Annotated in this window: 18 protein-coding genes and 2 pseudogenes; 3 read left to right on the top strand and 17 right to left on the bottom strand. The window is 66.7% G+C overall.

All coding sequences use genetic code 11. The features are described from left to right. Nucleotides 1-17: 17 nt before the first annotated feature. Nucleotides 18-680 carry a histidine phosphatase family protein gene (locus O1Q03_RS32890; RefSeq protein ID WP_269508861.1) on the top strand — a complete coding sequence of 221 codons (663 nt, stop codon included), beginning with the start codon at nucleotides 18-20 and terminating at the stop codon, nucleotides 678-680. A 66-nt stretch (nucleotides 681-746) separates the two neighbouring features. Here the strand turns inward: O1Q03_RS32890 and O1Q03_RS32885 are convergent. The 10 genes and pseudogenes from O1Q03_RS32885 to O1Q03_RS32840 form a co-directional block, all read right to left on the bottom strand. Continuing rightward, nucleotides 747-892 (bottom strand): annotated as a pseudogene (locus O1Q03_RS32885) (ParB/Srx family N-terminal domain-containing protein); the annotation flags it as partial. 17 nt (nucleotides 893-909) lie between these two features. Next, nucleotides 910-1,863: an oxygenase MpaB family protein gene (locus O1Q03_RS32880; protein WP_269508859.1), complete on the bottom strand. Its 954-nt coding sequence runs from the start codon at nucleotides 1,861-1,863 to the stop codon at nucleotides 910-912. A gap of 22 nt (nucleotides 1,864-1,885) precedes the next feature. After that, on the bottom strand, nucleotides 1,886-2,953 hold the full coding sequence (gene ruvB / locus O1Q03_RS32875) for a Holliday junction branch migration DNA helicase RuvB (RefSeq protein WP_269508857.1): 1,068 nt from the start codon (nucleotides 2,951-2,953) through the stop codon (nucleotides 1,886-1,888). A 120-nt stretch (nucleotides 2,954-3,073) separates the two neighbouring features. Further along, a complete protein-coding gene (gene ruvA / locus O1Q03_RS32870; protein WP_021162490.1) occupies nucleotides 3,074-3,655 on the bottom strand; it encodes a Holliday junction branch migration protein RuvA in 582 nt (193 codons plus the stop codon). Between the two features lie 205 nt (nucleotides 3,656-3,860). Continuing rightward, complete coding sequence (gene ruvC / locus O1Q03_RS32865) at nucleotides 3,861-4,403, bottom strand: crossover junction endodeoxyribonuclease RuvC (RefSeq protein ID WP_096506379.1); 543 nt, start codon at nucleotides 4,401-4,403, stop codon at nucleotides 3,861-3,863. A gap of 154 nt (nucleotides 4,404-4,557) precedes the next feature. Beyond that, nucleotides 4,558-6,123 carry a bifunctional phosphoribosylaminoimidazolecarboxamide formyltransferase/IMP cyclohydrolase gene (gene purH, locus O1Q03_RS32860; RefSeq protein ID WP_269508855.1) on the bottom strand — a complete coding sequence of 522 codons (1,566 nt, stop codon included), beginning with the start codon at nucleotides 6,121-6,123 and terminating at the stop codon, nucleotides 4,558-4,560. A gap of 44 nt (nucleotides 6,124-6,167) precedes the next feature. Further along, entirely contained in the window at nucleotides 6,168-6,401 is a 234-nt protein-coding gene (locus tag O1Q03_RS32855; RefSeq protein WP_006476892.1) for a Fis family transcriptional regulator, read from the bottom strand. Beyond that, entirely contained in the window at nucleotides 6,398-7,465 is a 1,068-nt protein-coding gene (dusB, locus tag O1Q03_RS32850; protein WP_269508853.1) for a tRNA dihydrouridine synthase DusB, read from the bottom strand. The genes O1Q03_RS32855 and dusB overlap by 4 nt, the downstream gene beginning before the upstream one ends. A 145-nt stretch (nucleotides 7,466-7,610) precedes the next feature. Continuing rightward, complete coding sequence (locus O1Q03_RS32845) at nucleotides 7,611-8,798, bottom strand: UbiH/UbiF/VisC/COQ6 family ubiquinone biosynthesis hydroxylase (protein WP_269508851.1); 1,188 nt, start codon at nucleotides 8,796-8,798, stop codon at nucleotides 7,611-7,613. Nucleotides 8,799-8,877: 79 nt separating this feature from the next. Further along, nucleotides 8,878-10,275: an aminopeptidase P N-terminal domain-containing protein gene (locus O1Q03_RS32840; protein WP_269508849.1), complete on the bottom strand. Its 1,398-nt coding sequence runs from the start codon at nucleotides 10,273-10,275 to the stop codon at nucleotides 8,878-8,880. Nucleotides 10,276-10,459: 184 nt separating this feature from the next. Between O1Q03_RS32840 and O1Q03_RS32835 the strand changes: the two genes are divergently transcribed. Beyond that, nucleotides 10,460-11,074 (top strand): glutathione S-transferase family protein, encoded by a 615-nt coding sequence (locus O1Q03_RS32835; RefSeq protein ID WP_269508847.1) that lies wholly within the window; start codon nucleotides 10,460-10,462, stop codon nucleotides 11,072-11,074. Between the two features lie 105 nt (nucleotides 11,075-11,179). Here the strand turns inward: O1Q03_RS32835 and O1Q03_RS32830 are convergent, their stop codons facing one another. The 3 genes from O1Q03_RS32830 to O1Q03_RS32820 all read right to left on the bottom strand — a co-directional run bounded on the left by O1Q03_RS32830 (nucleotide 11,180) and on the right by O1Q03_RS32820 (nucleotide 14,598). Further along, entirely contained in the window at nucleotides 11,180-12,799 is a 1,620-nt protein-coding gene (locus O1Q03_RS32830) for an FMN-binding glutamate synthase family protein (RefSeq protein ID WP_269508845.1), read from the bottom strand. A gap of 117 nt (nucleotides 12,800-12,916) precedes the next feature. Then, nucleotides 12,917-14,092, bottom strand: coding sequence for a tRNA 2-thiouridine(34) synthase MnmA (gene mnmA, locus O1Q03_RS32825; protein ID WP_269508843.1), 1,176 nt, complete (start codon nucleotides 14,090-14,092; stop codon nucleotides 12,917-12,919). After that, the gene (locus tag O1Q03_RS32820; RefSeq protein WP_269508841.1) at nucleotides 14,089-14,598 is read right to left on the bottom strand and encodes an NUDIX hydrolase; all 510 of its coding nucleotides are present in this window, start codon (nucleotides 14,596-14,598) and stop codon (nucleotides 14,089-14,091) included. The genes mnmA and O1Q03_RS32820 overlap by 4 nt, the downstream gene beginning before the upstream one ends. Nucleotides 14,599-15,056: 458 nt before the next feature. On the opposite strand from O1Q03_RS32820, the gene O1Q03_RS32815 reads away from it, so the two are divergent. After that, nucleotides 15,057-15,239 (top strand): hypothetical protein, encoded by a 183-nt coding sequence (locus O1Q03_RS32815; protein WP_332112562.1) that lies wholly within the window; start codon nucleotides 15,057-15,059, stop codon nucleotides 15,237-15,239. Here O1Q03_RS32815 and O1Q03_RS32810 read toward each other — a convergent pair. The 4 genes and pseudogenes from O1Q03_RS32810 to O1Q03_RS32795 form a co-directional block, all read right to left on the bottom strand. Next, nucleotides 15,158-15,814: a hypothetical protein gene (locus O1Q03_RS32810; protein WP_269508909.1), complete on the bottom strand. Its 657-nt coding sequence runs from the start codon at nucleotides 15,812-15,814 to the stop codon at nucleotides 15,158-15,160. The two genes, O1Q03_RS32815 and O1Q03_RS32810, sit on opposite strands and share 82 nt — an antisense overlap. Before the next feature lie 2 nt (nucleotides 15,815-15,816). Further along, nucleotides 15,817-16,374: a hypothetical protein gene (locus O1Q03_RS32805; RefSeq protein WP_269508839.1), complete on the bottom strand. Its 558-nt coding sequence runs from the start codon at nucleotides 16,372-16,374 to the stop codon at nucleotides 15,817-15,819. An 8-nt stretch (nucleotides 16,375-16,382) separates the two neighbouring features. Beyond that, nucleotides 16,383-17,357: a LysM peptidoglycan-binding domain-containing protein gene (locus O1Q03_RS32800; RefSeq protein ID WP_269508837.1), complete on the bottom strand. Its 975-nt coding sequence runs from the start codon at nucleotides 17,355-17,357 to the stop codon at nucleotides 16,383-16,385. Nucleotides 17,358-17,489: 132 nt separating this feature from the next. Then, nucleotides 17,490-17,683, bottom strand: a pseudogene (locus O1Q03_RS32795) (type VI secretion system tube protein Hcp); the annotation flags it as partial.

The raw sequence follows: 17,683 nt of genomic DNA, 5'->3' as shown, positions 1-17,683 counted from the left end.
CCCGGAGACGTGCCGCGATGGCCACTACGCAGATTCTGTTCATTCGCCATGGCGAGACGGCCTGGAACCGCATCAAACGCATCCAGGGCCATATCGACATCCCGCTGGCCGACTCGGGGCTCGCCCAGGCGCAACGGCTTGCCGCCCGGCTCGCGCGGGAAGCGCGCGAAGGCCAGCGGCTCGATGCGGTCTATTCGAGCGACCTGATGCGTGCGCAGCAGACGGCGCAACCCTTTGCCGATGCGCTCGGGTTGCCGCTGCTGTTGCGCGAAGGGCTGCGCGAACGCGCGTATGGCGTGTTCCAGGGCCATGACAGCACGGAGATCGAGACGCGCTTTCCGGACGCATATGCCGCATGGCAGACCCGCGACCCGGGTTTCGCGCCCGATGGCGGCGAGTCGCAGCGCGAGTTCTATCACCGCGTGCTGCATGCGCTCGAACCGATCGTCGCCGCGCATCCGGGCGGCCGGATCGCGTGCGTCGCGCACGGCGGCGTGCTCGATTGCGTGTACCGCTTTGCAAACGGGATCGAACTGTCGGCGCCGCGTACCTATCAACTGCTCAACACCAGCATCAACGTCGTCGATTACGTCGACGGTCACGCGCAGGTCGTGCAGTGGGCCGACGTGTCGCATCTCGAAGCCGCGAGCGACGACGACGGATACCGCAAGGTGCTTTGAGCACCCGGGCTCGTCCGGCATGGCCGGGCCGGGGTTCCCTTCCTTCCGGCGTGACGCGTGCTGTGGCAGCCCGTGGCGCATCTTGTAGGCGAGCGCATACGCGATCTTGCCGCGCTCGTCGGCCGTGATCGGCTGACGCAGCTTGTCGAATTCCCCTTGTTGTATTGCTTCCCGCCGTTGATCGCATCGGCGCGTCCGAGGGCGGTGCCCGATAGAAAGAAGCGGATCGTCAGGCTGGCGGCGTGCCGTCGGGCGGGGTGGCCGCCGCACGGCGGCGCGCACGCTTCGACGCGCCGTTGACGAGCGCCCAGCGCAGCACGGGCGCGACGGCGCGTATGCCGGGCCGGACCACCGCGCGCCGCAACGGCGCAAACGTCGATACACGGAGCATGCGCTGCGCCCATGGCGGCAGCAGGTCGATGCCGGCATGCATCACCAGCGACGCGGCGGGCCGCAGCGCGGGTTTTGCGACCGGTACATTCAGCAGGATCGACATCACGTCGAAGGTACGCGGCCCCGCTTCGAGCTCGGGCCGCATGCGCGCGAAATAGGCCGCTACCTCGGCGCGCGAGCGGGGAACCTCGTGGGCGCCGAGCAGTTCGGCGATCAGCGCCGTCTCCGCGTAATAACGGTCCTGCAGTTCGCCCGACAGCGCGGGATTCACGTAACGCAGATGCGCGGCGAGGAAGCTCGACACTTCCGCGACATGCACCCAGGTGAGCAATGCTGGATCGTCGGCGCGGTATGGCCGGCCGTCCGGCGCGCTGCCCGATATGTGCGCGTGGATCGCCTTCACGCGCGCGATCAGCGCGAGCGCGTCGGCGCGGCTGCCGAACGTCGTTCCCGTGATGAACGTGGCGGTGCGCCGCAAGCGGCCGAGGATGTCGGTACGGAACGACGAATGATCCCAGACGCCCGCGAGCGCGAGCGGGTGAAGCGCCTGCAGCAGCAGCGCGGCGATGCCGCCCGTCATCATCGACGTGAAATCGGCATGCACGCGCCAGCAGACGGCTTCAGGGCCGAACAGCCCCGGGTCTCCGGGCGGTGACGACAGATCGATCGACGGGCCGCCGCCGCCCACCGTCAGATGCGTGACGCCGGCGACGAGCCGCTTGCGGATGGGCTCGGCCCAGCGCGGGCCCGGAGCGGGCGCGGCGGGGTGATGGCTGGGCGGCGTGGTCATGGCTGAGCGGTGGTGCGGCCGGTTACTCGCCGGCGGGCGTGTCCGACGTCCCGCGTTCGGTGTTGCCGGCGTCGGGCGCGGCAAGCCCGAAGTGGCGGTAGGTGAGCAGCGTCGCGACGCGCCCGCGCGGCGTGCGCTGCAGGAACCCCTGCTGGATCAGGTACGGCTCGAGCACGTCTTCGATCGTGTCGCGCTCTTCGCCGATGGCGGCCGCGAGGTTGTCGATGCCGACCGGGCCGCCGTCGAACTTGTGCAGGATCGCTTCGAGCAGCTTGCGGTCCATCAGGTCGAAGCCGACCGGATCGACGTCGAGCATCGCGAGCGCGGCGTCGGCGACGGCGGCCGTGATCTGGCCGTCGGCCTTCACTTCCGCATAGTCGCGCACGCGGCGCAGCAGCCGGTTCGCGATCCGCGGCGTGCCGCGCGAGCGCTTTGCGATCTCCAGCGCGCCGTTCGGATCGATCTGCGCGTTCAACAGCGACGCCGAGCGCCGCACGATGCGCGACAGTTGCTCGGCATTGTAGAACTCGAGGCGCGCGACGATCCCGAAGCGATCGCGCAGCGGGTTGGTCAGCATCCCCGCGCGCGTGGTCGCGCCGACGAGCGTGAACGGCTGCAGGTCGAGCTTCACGCTGCGCGCGGCCGGCCCTTCGCCGATCATGATGTCGATCTGGTAATCCTCGAGCGCCGGATACAGGATTTCCTCGACGACCGGCGACAGCCGGTGGATTTCGTCGATGAACAGCACGTCGTTCGCTTCGAGGTTGGTCAGCAGCGCGGCGAGATCGCCCGCGCGCTCGAGCACGGGGCCCGACGTCTGGCGCAGGTTGACGCCCATCTCGCGCGCGATGATGTGCGCGAGCGTGGTCTTGCCGAGGCCCGGCGGCCCGAACAGCAGCACGTGATCGAGCGGCTCGGAACGGCGCTTCGCGGCTTCGATGAAGATCTCGAGCTGGCCGCGCACCTTTTCCTGGCCGACGTAGTCGTCGAGCTGGCGCGGCCGCAGCGCGCGTTCGAACACCTCCTCGTGCGACGAGGCGGGCGTGGCGGCGATGATCCGCTCGGTGGCGAGTTTGTCGGTTTCAATCATGCGGCCATTGTACCGCGCACCGTCACGCGGCCGAACTGGCCGAACGGCCGACTGGCGCGCGCCGCACGGCGGCGCGACACTGGCTCCGACAGCCCGTTGCGGAGCCTGCCCGGGCCGCCGTTACGCCTTCGACAGCGCCTTGAGCGCGAGCTTGATGCCTTCGGAAACACCGGTGCCGGCCGGCACGTTCTTGATCGCGGCAAGGCCTTCCTTCTCGGAATAGCCGAGCGCGAGCAACGCGTTGAGGATGTCGGTGGCATGGTCGGACGGCGACGCGGCGCCGGCAAGCGCACCGAGGTCCGCGCCGAGCTTGCCCTTCAGCTCGAGCAGCAGGCGCTCGGCGGTCTTCTTGCCGATGCCGGGCAGGCGCGTGAGGCGCGCGGCGTCCTGCATCGTCACGGCCTGGGCGAGCTCCTGCACGCTCATGCCCGACAGCACGGCGAGCGCCATGCGTGCGCCGATGCCGGTGATCTTCAGCAGTTCGCGGAAGGTCGTGCGCTCCTGCGGCGTCAGGAAGCCGTACAGCAGGTGCGCGTCCTCGCGCACGATCTGCTGCGTGAGCAGCACGACGCGTTCACCCGTTTGCGGCAGGTTGTAGAAGGTGCTCATCGGCACGTCGATTTCGTAGCCGACGCCGTTGCAGTCGACGAGCAGGTGAGGCGGATTCTTTTCGAGCAGGATGCCGGCGATGCGACCGATCATGGATGGCGGGATGCGAGGAGGAAAGCGCGAGTGTAGCGCAGGTGCGGCGCGATGCCGATGGATTGGCCGTCAGGCCGCCGTGCCGAGCGACGGTGGATGCGCGGGCTGCGAGCCGACCGCGGTGCGGGCACGCAGGGCGGCCAGGGCGGGTGCCCGTCCTGCGCGAACCACCGCGCGTCGCATGGGGCGAGTGCGTGCGTGGGCGTCAGCCGACGAGCCGTCCGCGCCGCACGCGCAGCCCTTTCTTCGCGAGCGCCGGCGCGAGGCCGCTGATCGTGCCGAGCGTGTTGCCGCTGTGCGCGTGGCAGATCGCCATGCCGAGCGCGTCGGCCGCGTCGCTGCCGGGCTGGCCGGACAGGTTGAGCAGCCGCGTGACCATCTCCTGCATCTGCGACTTGGTCGCGCGGCCGTAGCCGACGACGGCCTGCTTCAACTGCAGCGCCGTGTATTCGGCAACCGGCAGGCCGCCCGCGACGAGCCCGCAGATCGCGGCGCCGCGCGCCTGCCCGAGCAGCAGCGTCGACTGCGGGTTCACGTTGACGAACACCTGTTCGATCGCGGCCTGGTCGGGCGCGTGTTCGCGCACGAGCGTCGATACGCCCTGGAAGATCGTGCCGAGCCGGGTGGCCAGATCGGCCGTCGGTGTGCGGATCACGCCGCTGGCGACGTAGGCGAGCCGGTGGCCGCTGACGTCGATGACGCCGAAGCCGGTGACGCGCAGGCCAGGGTCGATGCCGAGAATTCGCATGAGTGAGGACAAAAACCTGATGCAGCGATACTACAACGAATGGTGCGGCGCACCGGCCGCGCGGCCGCGCGCGCGGGCGCCGCGCAATAAAAAACCCGGCGGGTGCGATGCCGCCGGGTTGTCGTGCAGCGGCCGCGCGGGCCGCATGCTGCGATCAGTGACGGAAGTGGCGCACGCCCGTCAGGACCATCGCGATGCCGTGCTCGTCGGCCGCCGCGATCACTTCGTCGTCGCGCATCGAGCCGCCCGGCTGGATCACGCAGGTCGCGCCTGCCGCCACGACGACGTCGAGACCGTCGCGGAACGGGAAGAACGCATCCGACGCGACGGCCGAACCCGCCAGCGTGAGGCCCGCGTTCTGCGCCTTGATGCTCGCGATGCGCGCGGAATCGACGCGGCTCATCTGGCCGGCACCAACGCCGAGCGTCATGCCGTTGCCGCAGAACACGATCGCGTTCGACTTCACGTACTTCGCGACGCGCCAGGCGAACAGCAGGTCGTCCATTTCCTTCGTGGTCGGCTGGCGCTTCGTGACGACGCGCAGCTCGCTCGGCTGCACGTTGCGCGAATCGAGCGATTGCACGAGCAGGCCGCCACCGACGCGTTTCAGGTCGAATGCGTTATGGCCTTCGCCCAGTGCGATCTCGAGCAGGCGCACGTTCTGCTTCGCGGCGAACACCTGCTTCGCGGCGTCGGAGAACGACGGTGCGATCAGCACTTCGACGAACTGCTTCGCCACCGCTTGCGCAGCCGCTTCGTCGACTTCGCGGTTGAACGCGATGATGCCGCCGAACGCGGAGGTCGGATCGGTCTGGAAGGCCTTCGCGTATGCATCGGCCGAGTCGTTGCCGACCGCGACGCCGCACGGGTTCGCATGCTTGATGATCACGCAGGCCGGCGCGTCGAACGTCTTCACGCATTCCCACGCGGCGTCCGAATCGGCGATGTTGTTGTACGACAGTTCCTTGCCCTGCAGCTGGCGGTAGTTCGCCAGCGCGCCGGCCGGCGTCGCGAGGTCGCGGTAGAACGCGGCGCTCTGGTGCGGGTTCTCGCCGTAGCGCAGGTCCTGCACCTTGCCGAACGCCAGGTTCAGCGTGGCCGGATACGTGCTGCGCGATGCGTGCTGCAGTTCGTCGGTCAGGCTCGTCAGGTAGTTCGTGATCGCGCCGTCGTATTGCGCGGTGTGCGCGAACACCTTCGTCGCGAGACGGAAGTTGGTCGCGTAGCCGATCGCATTGCCGTTCGCCTTCATCTCGTCGAGCACGACTGCGTAGTCGGCCGGGTCGACCACGACCGTCACGTCGCGGTGGTTCTTCGCGGCCGAGCGCAGCATCGTCGGGCCGCCGATGTCGATGTTCTCGATCGCGTCGGCGAGCGTGCAGTCGTCCTTCGCGATCGTCGCGACGAACGGATACAGGTTCACGACCAGCAGGTCGATCGTCGGGATGCCGTGCTGCTCCAGCGCCTGCATGTGCTCGGGCAGGTCGCGGCGGGCGAGGATGCCGCCGTGCACCTTCGGGTGCAGCGTCTTCACGCGCCCATCGAGCATTTCCGGGAAGCCCGTGTAGTCAGCCACTTCGGTCACGGGCAGACCTGCGTCGGCGAGGAGTTTCGCGGTGCCGCCCGTCGACAGCAGCTTGACGCCGAGGTCGGACAGCGACTTCGCGAAGTCGACGATGCCGGTCTTGTCGGAAACGGAAATGAGCGCTTGCTTGATCATGATGGAACCACCAATAGCCAGGGAAACGGGGACGGGACGGCCGCCTACAGCAGGCCGTGCTGCTGCAGCTTCTTGCGCAGCGTATTGCGATTGATGCCGAGGTACTCGGCGGCGAGCGACTGGTTGCCGCCGGCCTGTACGAGCACGACCTCGAGCATCGGCTTTTCGACGCAGGACATCACCATTTCATAGACGTCGTGCGGATTGGAGCCGTCTAGATCCCGGAAATACACGTCCAGGCTCTCGCGGACACATTGTTCGATGTTGTGCTTGCTCATGCTGCTAACTGGTTATGGTCGTCCGACTCGCCCTGGCCGTTGTCCTCTTCGTCATCGACGTAGACGAGGTGGTCCGACAGCGCCTTTTGCGCCTCGAAGAATGCATTGACGGCGGCGAGCTGCTCGCGAGTGGAATCGAGCGTGTTCATTCGGTGCCGGAACGCATTGGCACCGGAAAGGCCGCGAGTGTACCAGCCGATGTGCTTGCGCGCAGTACGGACTCCGGTGAATTCGCCGTAGAACGCGTAGTGGTCTTCCAGGTGTTCGTTCATCACGTGCTGGATCTCGTCGATCCGCGGCGGCGGCAGCAAGTCGCCGGCTTGCAGGAAATGATCGATTTCACGGAACAGCCACGGCCGACCTTGCGCGGCACGACCGATCATCAGCGCGTCGGCGCCGGTTGCGTCGAGCACGGCCTTCGCTTTCGCCGGCGACGTGATGTCGCCGTTCGCGACGACCGGAATGCGCACCGCCGCCTTCACGGCCGCGATCGTGTCGTACTCGGCGTCGCCGCGGTAGAGGTCGGCGCGTGTGCGGCCATGCACGGTGAGCATCGAGATGCCGGCCGCTTCGGCCAGGCGCGCGACCGTGATCGCGTTCTTGTGCTCGCGGTCCCAGCCGGTGCGGATCTTCAGCGTGACGGGCACCGCGTCGGGCCCGGTGCCGACCGCCGCGACGACGGCCTCGACGATCCGCTGCACGAGCGGCTCGTTCTGCAGCAGCGCGGAGCCGGCCGCGACGTTGCAGACCTTCTTCGCCGGGCAGCCCATGTTGATGTCGATGATCTGCGCGCCGTTGTCGACGTTGTAGCGGGCCGCTTCGGCCATCATCGCCGGATCGGCGCCCGCGATCTGCACCGCGATCGGCTCGACTTCGCCTTCGTGGTTCGCGCGCCGCATCGTCTTCGCGCTCTTCCACAGCTGCGCGTTGGACGCGACCATCTCGGACACGGCGTACCCGGCGCCCAGCCGTTTGCACAGCTGGCGGAACGGACGATCCGTCACGCCGGCCATCGGGGCAACGAACAGGTTGTTACGCAATACGTGAGAGCCGATAACGGGCATCGCAATGGCACCGCCCGCGAGCGCGGGGCGTCGCGGGCCAAAAAGGGCGGAGGGAAAACGCGCATTTTACCGTATTCCCATGCCCCGCCGATTTGACCCGGTTTGAGTGGCCCGGCCGCGCGCAATGCGCGGCGCAGCGCGCGCGTCAGTTGCGCTGGCCGAACATCATCTGGCGCGCGATCGCCCGCTTGAGCGGCGGCACGAATTCGAGCGCGGTGAGCGCCGCGCCGCGCAGCAGCGGAAGGGGGCCGGCATCGACCGTGAACAGGCGCGCGAGCGTGTCGGTCGCGCCGATCGTGAAGCGCCGGTCCAGCGCGCGGCGCGCGTTGAACGTGGCGAGTGCCATCGCTTCGAAGCCTTGCGCGGACAGTGCATCGACGAGCGTATGCGCATCGCGCAACCCGAGGTTGAGCCCCTGGCCCGCGACCGGATGCAGCGTTTGCGCGGCGTTGCCGACGATCGCGATGCGTCCGCTGACGAGCGTTTGCGCGGCATTCAACCCGAGCGGGAACGACGCGCGCCCCGCGATCGCGACGAACTGGCCCATGCGCTCGCCGAATGCGGCGCCGAGTTCGCGCAGGAACGCGTCGTCGGGCAGCGCGGCGCGGCGAGCGGCTTCATCGGGCGTGCAGCACCACACGAGCGAGTACTCGGCCTGACGCAGGCCGCCGAGCGGCAGCAGCGCAAGCGGGCCTTCGTGCGTGAAGCGTTCCCACGCGACGTGCGGGCGCGGTGCAGAGACCGTGACCGTGCCGACGATCGCAGTCTGTCCGTAGTCGCGCCGGTGTTTGCCGGTATCGGCCCGCTGTTCGTGGAACAGCCCGCCTTCGGCGTTGATGACGATGCGCGCGCGCAGCGGGCGCTCGCCCTGCGGGCCGTCGAGCGTCAGCGTGACGCCGTCGGCGTCCTGCTGCGGCGTGCGCGCGGTGGTCGACGTGAGCCAGTCGACGCGCGTGCCGCGCACCGCGCTCGCGAGCGCCTGCACGATCGAGCCGTAGCGCACGACGTAACCCAGCGCCGCTAGGTCGTGCTCGTCGCGGTCGATCAGCGTGCGGCCGAAATGGCCGCGCTGCGAAACGTGGATGTGTTCGATCGGCGTCGCGTCGCCCGGCCACGCGAGCGTGTCGAGCAGCACGCGGCTGCCGTGCGACACGGCGATCGCGCGCGGATCGTTCGCGTTCGCGGCCGGTTCGCGCGCATCGATCAGCGCGATCGATGCATGCTGCGTCGCGCTGCGCCGCGCGAGCCAGCCGGCGAGCGCGAGCCCGACAGGGCCCGCGCCGACGATGGCGAGGTCGTAGTCCGGCTTGGCCGGGGAGGAGGCGGTCGTCATCAATGTTCGTGAAACGGGGTAACGATCAACGGCAGCAGGCGGCGGCCCGCTGCCGGTCGACGAAGGCGCGGCGGTCGGCTCATGCGCGGTGCGCCGCGCCCGCGCGCATCAGCGCCTCGATGTCGGCCGCCGCAACCGGCACGTCGCGCGTGATCAGCTCGCAGCCGTGCTCGCGCACGATCGCATCGTCCTCGATGCGGATGCCGATGTTCCAGTATTCGGACGGCACGTCGTCGGCCGCGCGCACATACAGGCCCGGCTCGACGGTGAGCGTCATGCCGGGCTTCAGCGTGCGCCACGGCAGCGCGCCGTTCGCATCGCGCGCGGCGAGCCGCTCGCGGTAGTCGCCGCAATCGTGCACGTCCATGCCGAGCCAGTGGCCGGTGCGGTGCATGTAGAAGCGCGCGTATGCGCGCTCCGCGATCACGTCGTCGACGCTCGAGAAGCGCGTTTTCGGAATGATGCCGGTGTCGAGCAGCCCCTGGGCCAGCACGCGCACGGCCGCGTCGTGCGGCGCCTCGAACGGCACGCCCGCGCGCGTCGCGTCGATCGCGGCCTGCTGCGCGGCGAGCACGATGTCGTACAGCGTGCGCTGCGCCGGCGAGAAGCGCCCGTTGGCCGGGAACGTGCGCGTGATGTCCGACGCGTAGCCGTCGAGCTCGCACGCGGCGTCGATCAGGATCAGGTCGCCGTCCCGCGCGGCCGCGTTGCCGGCCGGGTAGTGCAGCACGCACGCGTTCGCGCCGGCCGCGACGATCGAGCCGTACGCGGGCGCCTGCGCGCCATGCTTGCGGAACGTATACAGCAGCTCGGCCTCGAGTTCGTATTCGCGGATCCCCGGGCGGCACGCCTGCATCGCGCGGCGATGCGCGAGCGCCGAAATATGCGCGGCGCGCATCATGATCGCGAGCTCGTGCTCGTCCTTCATGAGCCGCATGTCGTCGAGCACGGGCGTGAGGTCGAGCAGGGCGTCCGGCGCTGCGACGCCCGTGCGGGCCTGTGCGCGTACCGTGTCGATCCAGCCGGCGAGCTGGCGCTCGAAGTCGGCCGACGCGCCGAACCGGTAGTGCACGGTGCCCGCATCGGCGAGCAGGCGCGGCATTTCGGTGTCGATCACGTCGGTCGCGAAGGCCGCATCGAAGCCGAACGCGTCGCGCGCGGCTTCGGGCCCGTAGTGGAAGCCTTCCCAGATCTCGCGGTCGACATTCTTCGCCCGGCAGAACAGGATCGACTCCGGCGCGCCGTGCGGCGCGGCCGCGTTCAGCACGAGCACGGCATCGGGCTCGGTGAATCCTGTCAGGTAATGGAAGTAGCTGTCGAACCTGTATGGGAATGCCGTATCGCGGTTGCGCAGCATTTCCGGCGCGGTGGGGACGATGGCGACGCCGCCGCCCGCGGCACGCAGTGCGGCAAGCACGCGTTCACGGCGCTGGCGGTAGACGTCGACGGCGATGGCGGTATCGAGGGGCGCATTCATCGTGCGATTGTAGCGCCGCCGGACGCGGCGCGTGAGAGGGGCGGCCGCGAGCCGCACTGGAAGGGGCCGCGCGGCGGCTGTTGCAAACCATCCACAGGCCGAACGGGCGATTTTCTACCCGGCCGCGCCGGCCGGTTATGATCGGCGACAACGTATACTCTCGGCAGTTCCCTTGAAAAGGCAGATGATGAAATTAATCGGTTCGCTCAGCAGCCCGTTCGTCCGAAAGGCGCGGATCGTGCTCGCCGAAAAGAAGATCGACTACAAGCTGGACCTCGAGAACGTGTGGGCGCCGGAGACGGATATTCATGCATCGAATCCGCTCGGCAAGGTGCCGTGTCTCGTGATGGAGGATGGTGCCGCGGTGTTCGATTCCCGCGTGATCTGCGAATACGTCGATACGCTGTCGCCGGTCGGCAAGCTGATTCCGCCGTCGGGGCGCGAGCGCGTCGAAGTGCGCTGCTGGGAAGCGCTGGGCGACGGCGTGCTCGACGCCGCGGTCGCGATCCGCCTCGAATACACGCAGCGTGACGAAGCGCAGCGCAGCGCGAACTGGATCGCGCGGCAGCAGCGCAAGATCGACGACGGTCTCGTCGCGATGTCGCAGGGCCTCGGCGGCAAGACGTGGTGCGTCGGTAATCATTACACGCTCGCCGACATCGCACTCGGCTGCGCGCTCGGCTATCTCGACTTCCGGATGCCCGAACTCAACTGGCGCGACCGCCATCCGAACCTCGACAAGCATTTCGTGAAGCTATCGCAGCGCCAGACGTTCGTCGACACGCTGCCGCAAGGCTGATCCGCCGCCGGCCGCGGATTGAGCAGACAAAAGAAAAGCGCCCGCGGGCGCTTTTCTTGTTGGCGGACCGTTTCGGCAACGAGCGGCCCCGCACGGCATCAGGCGTTACTCGATCGACGCATAGACGGTTTCGCCGAGCACGAACGAATCGCTGCGCGAGATCGGCCACCACTTGTCGTACAGCGTATAGCCGCAGGTCTGGCCGTCGAGCAGCGCGCCCGGCTTCAGGTACTTCAGCAACTGCGACATCAGCCGCACTTCGTGCGGCGCGACGCGCTGCACGATGTGATGCGCGCGCAGTTCGGACGGATGGCCGAGGCCGGCCGCCTGCACGAGTTCCTGCAGCGCATGCAGCGTGTTGCGATGGAAGTTGTACACGCGCTCGGCCTTGTCCGGCACGACGAGCGCGCGCTGGCGCACCGGGTCCTGCGTCGCGACGCCGGTCGGGCAGCGGTCCGTGTGGCAGTGCTGCGCCTGGATGCAGCCGACCGCGAACATGAAGCCGCGCGCCGAGTTCACCCAGTCCGCGCCGATCGCGAGCGTGCGCGCGATGTCGAACGCGGTGATGATCTTGCCGCTCGCGCCGATCTTCACGCGGTCGCGCACGCCGATCCCGACGAGCGTGTTGTGCACCAGCAGCAGCCCTTCCTGCAGCGGCACGCCGACATGGTCGGTGAATTCGAGCGGCGCCGCGCCGGTGCCGCCTTCCGCGCCGTCGACGACGATGAAGTCAGGCACGATGCCGGTTTCGACCATCGCCTTCGCGATCCCGAAGAATTCCCACGGATGGCCGATGCACAGCTTGAAGCCGGTCGGCTTGCCGCCCGACAGCGTGCGCAGCCGCTCGACGAATTCGAGCAGCCCGCGCGGCGTCGAGAATTCGGAGTGCGTGGCGGGCGAGATGCAGTCCTTGCCCATCGGCACGCCGCGCGTCTCGGCGATCTCGGGCGTGATCTTCGCTGCCGGCAGCACGCCGCCGTGGCCGGGCTTCGCGCCCTGCGACAGCTTGATCTCGATCATCTTGACCTGCGGCTCGGCGGCCTGCTTCGCGAACTTGTCCGGGTTGAACGTGCCGTCGTCGTTGCGGCAGCCGAAGTAGCCCGACGCGATTTCCCAGATGATGTCGCCGCCGTTCTCGCGGTGGTACTTCGACAGCGAGCCTTCGCCGGTGTCGTGCGCGAAACCGCCTTTCTTCGCGCCGAGGTTCAGCGAGCGGATCGCGTTCGCGGACAGCGAGCCGAAGCTCATCGCCGAGATGTTGAAGATCGAGATGTCGTACGGCTGCGCGCGGTTCGCGCCGACGCGGATGCGGAAATCGTGGTTCGGCAGCTTGGTCGGCGCGAGCGAATGGCTGATCCATTCGTGCGCGACGGCCTTCACGTTCAGCTCGGTGCCGTACGGACGGTTGTCGGCGACGTTCTTCGCGCGCTGGTAGACGAGGCTGCGCTGCGCGCGCGAGAACGGCTTCTCGTCGGTGTCGTCCTCGACGAAGTATTGGCGGATTTCAGGTCGGATGAATTCGAACAGGAAGCGGCAATGACCCCAGAGCGGGTAATTGCGCAGGATCGCGTGGCGGTCCTGGTTGAGGTCGTACAGACCGAGTGCGACGAGCGCGATGGGGATGATGATCCACAGCCAGGAAAGCACGTGGACCGATGCGAGCGCGGCCGCTGCGACGAGCAGCAGGACGGCGGCCCACATCGCGAGGTAGCGTCTGGAAAGCATGGGGACTCCGTAAGAATCTTGAAATGCCGCCATGCTTGCGCTGCGCGGCGGCGCGCCGGCCGCGACGAAATCGTGTTCCGCCGGGCGCGGCGTGCCGCAAGTCTAAACGAATGGATGTCAGCGTGCGTCGGCAAGTGCCGGCGCGTGGCCTTCGGGTGCGGCCCCACCGGGCTGGCCGGTGGCTGCCGACTCGATGATGCCGCCGCCGAGGCAGATTTCGCCGTCGTACAGCACGGCCGACTGGCCGGGCGTGACCGCCCATTGCGCATCGTCGAACGCGAGCGAGAAGCGCGCTTCGCCTGCGGGGCCGGGGGCCGCGACGCCTATCGCGGCCCGGCCGAATGTGCACGCCGCATCGGCCTGCCGGTAGCGCGTCTTCGCGCCGCACGAGAAGCCTTCGGCCGGCGGTTCGCCCGCGACCCAGCTCACGTTGCCGGCGACGAGCTGCCGCGACAGCAGCCACGGATGGTCGTGGCCCTGCACGACGTACAGCGTGTTCGACGCGATGTCCTTCGCGGCGACGAACCATGGTTCGCCGCTGCCGTCCTTGCTGCCGCCGAGGCCGATGCCCTTGCGCTGGCCGAACGTATAGAACGCGAGGCCGATGTGCTCGCCGATGACCTTGCCGTCCGGCGTCTTCATCGGGCCGGGTTTCGTCGGAAGATAGCGGTTCAGGAAATCGCGGAACGGCCGCTCGCCGATGAAGCAGATGCCGGTCGAGTCCTTCTTCTTCGCGTTCGGCAGCCCGATCTGCGCGGCGATCTCGCGCACCTTCGTCTTCGGGATCTCGCCGAGCGGGAACATCGTCTTCGACAGCTGCGCCTGGTTCAGCCGGTGCAGGAAGTACGACTGGTCTTTCGTATGATCGAACGCCTTCAGCAGCTCGAAGCGCCCGTCGCGTTCGCGCACGCGCGCATAGTGGCCCGTCGCGATCATTTCCGCGTCGAGCGACATCGCGTGATCGAGGAACGCCTTGAACTTGATCTCGGCGTTGCACAGGACGTCCGGGTTCGGCGTGCGGCCGGCCGAGTATTCGCGCAGGAATTCGGCGAACACGCGGTCCTTGTATTCGGCCGCGAAGTTCACGGCTTCCACGTCGATGCCGATCAGGTCGGCCACCGACACGACGTCGATCCAGTCCTGGCGCGTCGAGCAGTATTCGCCGTCGTCGTCGTCTTCCCAGTTCTTCATGAACAGGCCGACCACGTCGTACCCCTGTTCCTTCAACAGCCACGCGGTCACCGACGAATCGACGCCGCCCGACATGCCCACTACTACACGGCGCTTGCTCATTTGTTTACCGCCTGACGGTCGAATGCGTCCGGTCGCGGCGCGACCGAATGCGTGTGCACGAAATCGAGCGGAATGCGCCGCCCGGCGAGATAGTCGTCGACGCAGCGCATCACCGCGGGCGAGCGGTGGCGCTCGCTGCATGCGCGCAGTTCGTCGGCGCTCATCCACAGCGTGCGGATGATGCCGTCGTCGAGCGCGTGGCCAGGCAACGGCTCGCCGACCGTGCCGCAGAACGTGAAGCGCAGGTAGGTCGCGCCGGCGGTGCCGGGGCGATCGTAGTGCGCGAGATAGACGCCGACGAGCGCGTCGGGGACGAACGGATGCGCGGTTTCCTCGAGCGTCTCGCGGATCACGGCGTCGGCGAGCGTCTCGCCGGCTTCGAGATGGCCGGCCGGCTGATTGAAGCGCAGGCCCGTCGAGGTTTCTTCCTCGATCACGAGAAAGCGGCCGGCGCGCTCGATCAGCGCTGCAACGGTCACATGCGGGGTCCAGATTTCGGGTTTCATGGTTCGGCATTTTACCGGTTGCGCCCGGACGCTGCCGGGCGCGCGGTTACACGCATCCGGCCCTAGCGACGCGGTGGGCAACGCAGCCGGCAATAAGAGGCATGCGGCACGGCGGCCGCTTGTGTCGAGCGGCGCGGGGGCGGGGAACTCGGATTGCCTGACATTTGGGCTGGTCGGGTTGGCCGACGCGCTCCGACGTTCGAGGAATGGTCGTGCTTGCCGGGGCGGGGATGCCGCGCAGGACGAATGGCGGCCGCGCGGCATGCGCCCGGCGCGCCGAGCGCGCATCCGTGCATGGACCCTTTCGCGATCCGCCGGCCTTCCCTGTCCGGAAACTGCTCATGCACGGTGATGTCGCCCGTCCGCGCGATTTTTCAGAGCGAGGGGGGCTTTTAGGCGGGGGCGAGCGGGGTACGGGCAGGGAAGGTATCGGTAGTTTTCGGATGTAGGCGGCGAACTTGTTGTTCTATCTGGTCGCCAAACATCATGACCCTGGAGCCATCGTGTTGACGAGCAACCTGACGTTCATGCACTGGGCCACGGCGCTTGCTGACGGCCGCTATTCGCCGCTAGTGGACACAAAGCGAATCGAACGAATGATCTCGAGCACTTCCGGCAGAGCTATCTCTGACGACCGCTGAAGACTCTTTCCCGCGGTCTCCGATATATCTCGGTGGTCGTAACCAAGCTCGACGCCTCCTCTGTCAGTTTGTAGGGTACGCGAACTATCTCCCAAGCAAAAGTCGAGCTCTCGTACTTGACCAGGCAGGGAGCCACCAAGCGGAAACGATGAAATTTGTGCAACTCCAAAGTAAGTGGGATGCAATTTTTCGAGGCGATGCACGTTGTAGTAGCGAATATTCTGCGCGTCTTCAACTGGAAGAAGCTTCGGGCAAAGATCAACTGCCGCCCCCTTGTAACAGCTTATGTTGAGCGTCAACGATTTCTGCCTCCTGGAGCCGAGGATATTGCTATGCGAGAAAGACCCATAGGGGCCACTGCTGCCCGCATAGGCTCGAGTGCGCCCACCTTTTCTTGCGAAGAATTCAATGGCGCAACCTTGCATGGGAATGACATAGCGCTGCATACCTTCCGGTACGGCGTCCGCAGGATATTGAGTAGTGGTCGCCCCATTGTTCTCGCCAATTGCCAAGGCAGCTTGGGTAGCGAAATTAATGAGAAGTCCCACCATGATCTGAGGCAGGAGAAATCTCATGTTTATCTCGGTGCCTCACCTTTCACTTGGTAGTCCTCCGGCAGGAATTGCCGAACACCGCTTCCATCCGGGAAGACTGGCTGGTCAAGCAGCAGCACTTGTGCATAGGCATGTGCGTGGTAGCGATCTACTAAGCCATTGAGCTTCGGATCGTCGCGATTGAGGTGGTCCGGTAGATTGATCAGGCAGCTCACTCGCCGGAAAGAAACACTCTCATAAAAAGCAAACGATTGGTTGCGCCGCTGCTGACTAGTGACATGCACGATGAATGAACGGCGCACGTTGGGCGATGACTGATCCGCCTCATAATTGGCCTTGTGCATAGCCCAGTAGTAACCCGCGCTATCGGCAGCATCATAGGTCCTTTGGCGAACGTCCTCTCGCCACGCCAGCATCTGTAAGGGTAACTGCCGTTCTACCTCGGTCAACGGGCGGTTATTGCGTTGAGCATCTGCTTGCGCCTGAGATTGCCTCAACCTTGTCTCTAATGCGGGCTCAATCGCGCGCCCACGCCAGTGCCAGTAGCCGAGATAATTGCTCGGGTGAGTCAATTGAAGCAAGCCGCGGGCTATCGACCGATGGGTTGTACGGTCCACCGTGCCCACACGTCCGGGGTAAGGTCATCGGGCGGCGTCTTGGCCGCAGCGCCATACACCGCGGGAACACGGATGGTGCGCTGCGCTACGGTAGGTGCGGGCTTTCTCAAAGCACTTTGCTCGGAGCCGCTCACCCGTGGCCACCACGTTCCTGCATCCTTCGCCTTCTTGCCGTTGACGGCAAGGATACGCTCCGGGGTGGTATGGAAGCGCTGCGCGACGCTTCCGAGCGTGTCGTTGCGCGCACCGAAGGTGGAATCGAACGCACGCACAACGTAGTTTCGGGTCTCGGTGCGAGGATTGACCGCGTACATGGGCGTGCCCGCCGGCAGCACGATATGCATGTCGCCCCACACGCAGTTGCGTCGGCCCTCGGCGGCCTGTAGCTTGCCCGTGCTGCGCCCCATCAGCTTCTCCACGTTCGCTTGATCGGCAACGATTTCGAAGTGGATGCGATTGGGCCTACCGTAGATGTTGCCAGCCTGGCCGATGGGGTCCTTGCGATAGACCTTGTCCCCCTTCTTCAATGCGGCCTGAGTGCCCGTTTTGTTCGCCACGGTTTTCAGGTGCTGATAGATCGAATAAAAGACGACCTCGACGCCTTCGCCGATTTCAGTCTGGTGCTTGAGAATCACCACGCCATTGCTGGTCCAGCCGGCGTAGTAGAACAACGGATAGGCGTCGCGCTCTTGCCCGGTGGGGTCCTGTTTCGGCTGGGGTGTGCAGGCGCGCGCGAATACGACTTCGCCATCCGCGATCGCGCGTACGGGTTCGGGATTTTTGTCATCGCCCGGCGCAACCAAATGCACGCCACCATGCCAGCCGAACTGGTAGCTAACGGGGAAGCTACCTTTACCGCTCTTTTCGCCCAGGCCGAAGGTGCCGTCGTTCCGGTCGTCCTCTGCCTTCGGTTGGGGCGTGCTCAAAAAAGGAAAGCTGATAAGCATGGGAAGTTCCAGGCGATTACTCGAAGAGCGACACATCAGCGGGATCGACGGGTTACCGGCCCGTGATCAAGCCGCCGGTCTACATGCGGATAGCGCGGCCGGCGCATGCACCGGCCGCGCGGAGGCCCAGGCTTAGGCTTCCTGCGGCTTGCGCCAGTCGTCCGACGCTTCCGTGCCGGCGATGGCGTGCGTCCAGGTGATCTTGCGATACGCCATCGAGACCTTCACCAGTTGGGTGTACTCGGCCTTGCTGGCGTCCTGCGCATGCGGCAACACGGCGTTGATGTTGACGATGGTGGCGTCTTCGAGCTTGGTCGTGAAGAAGT

This window comes from Burkholderia sp. IMCC1007, assembly GCF_027257875.1.
Taxonomy (GTDB): Bacteria; Pseudomonadota; Gammaproteobacteria; order Burkholderiales; family Burkholderiaceae; genus Burkholderia.
This window is presented reverse-complemented; position numbering and strand designations above follow the sequence as displayed.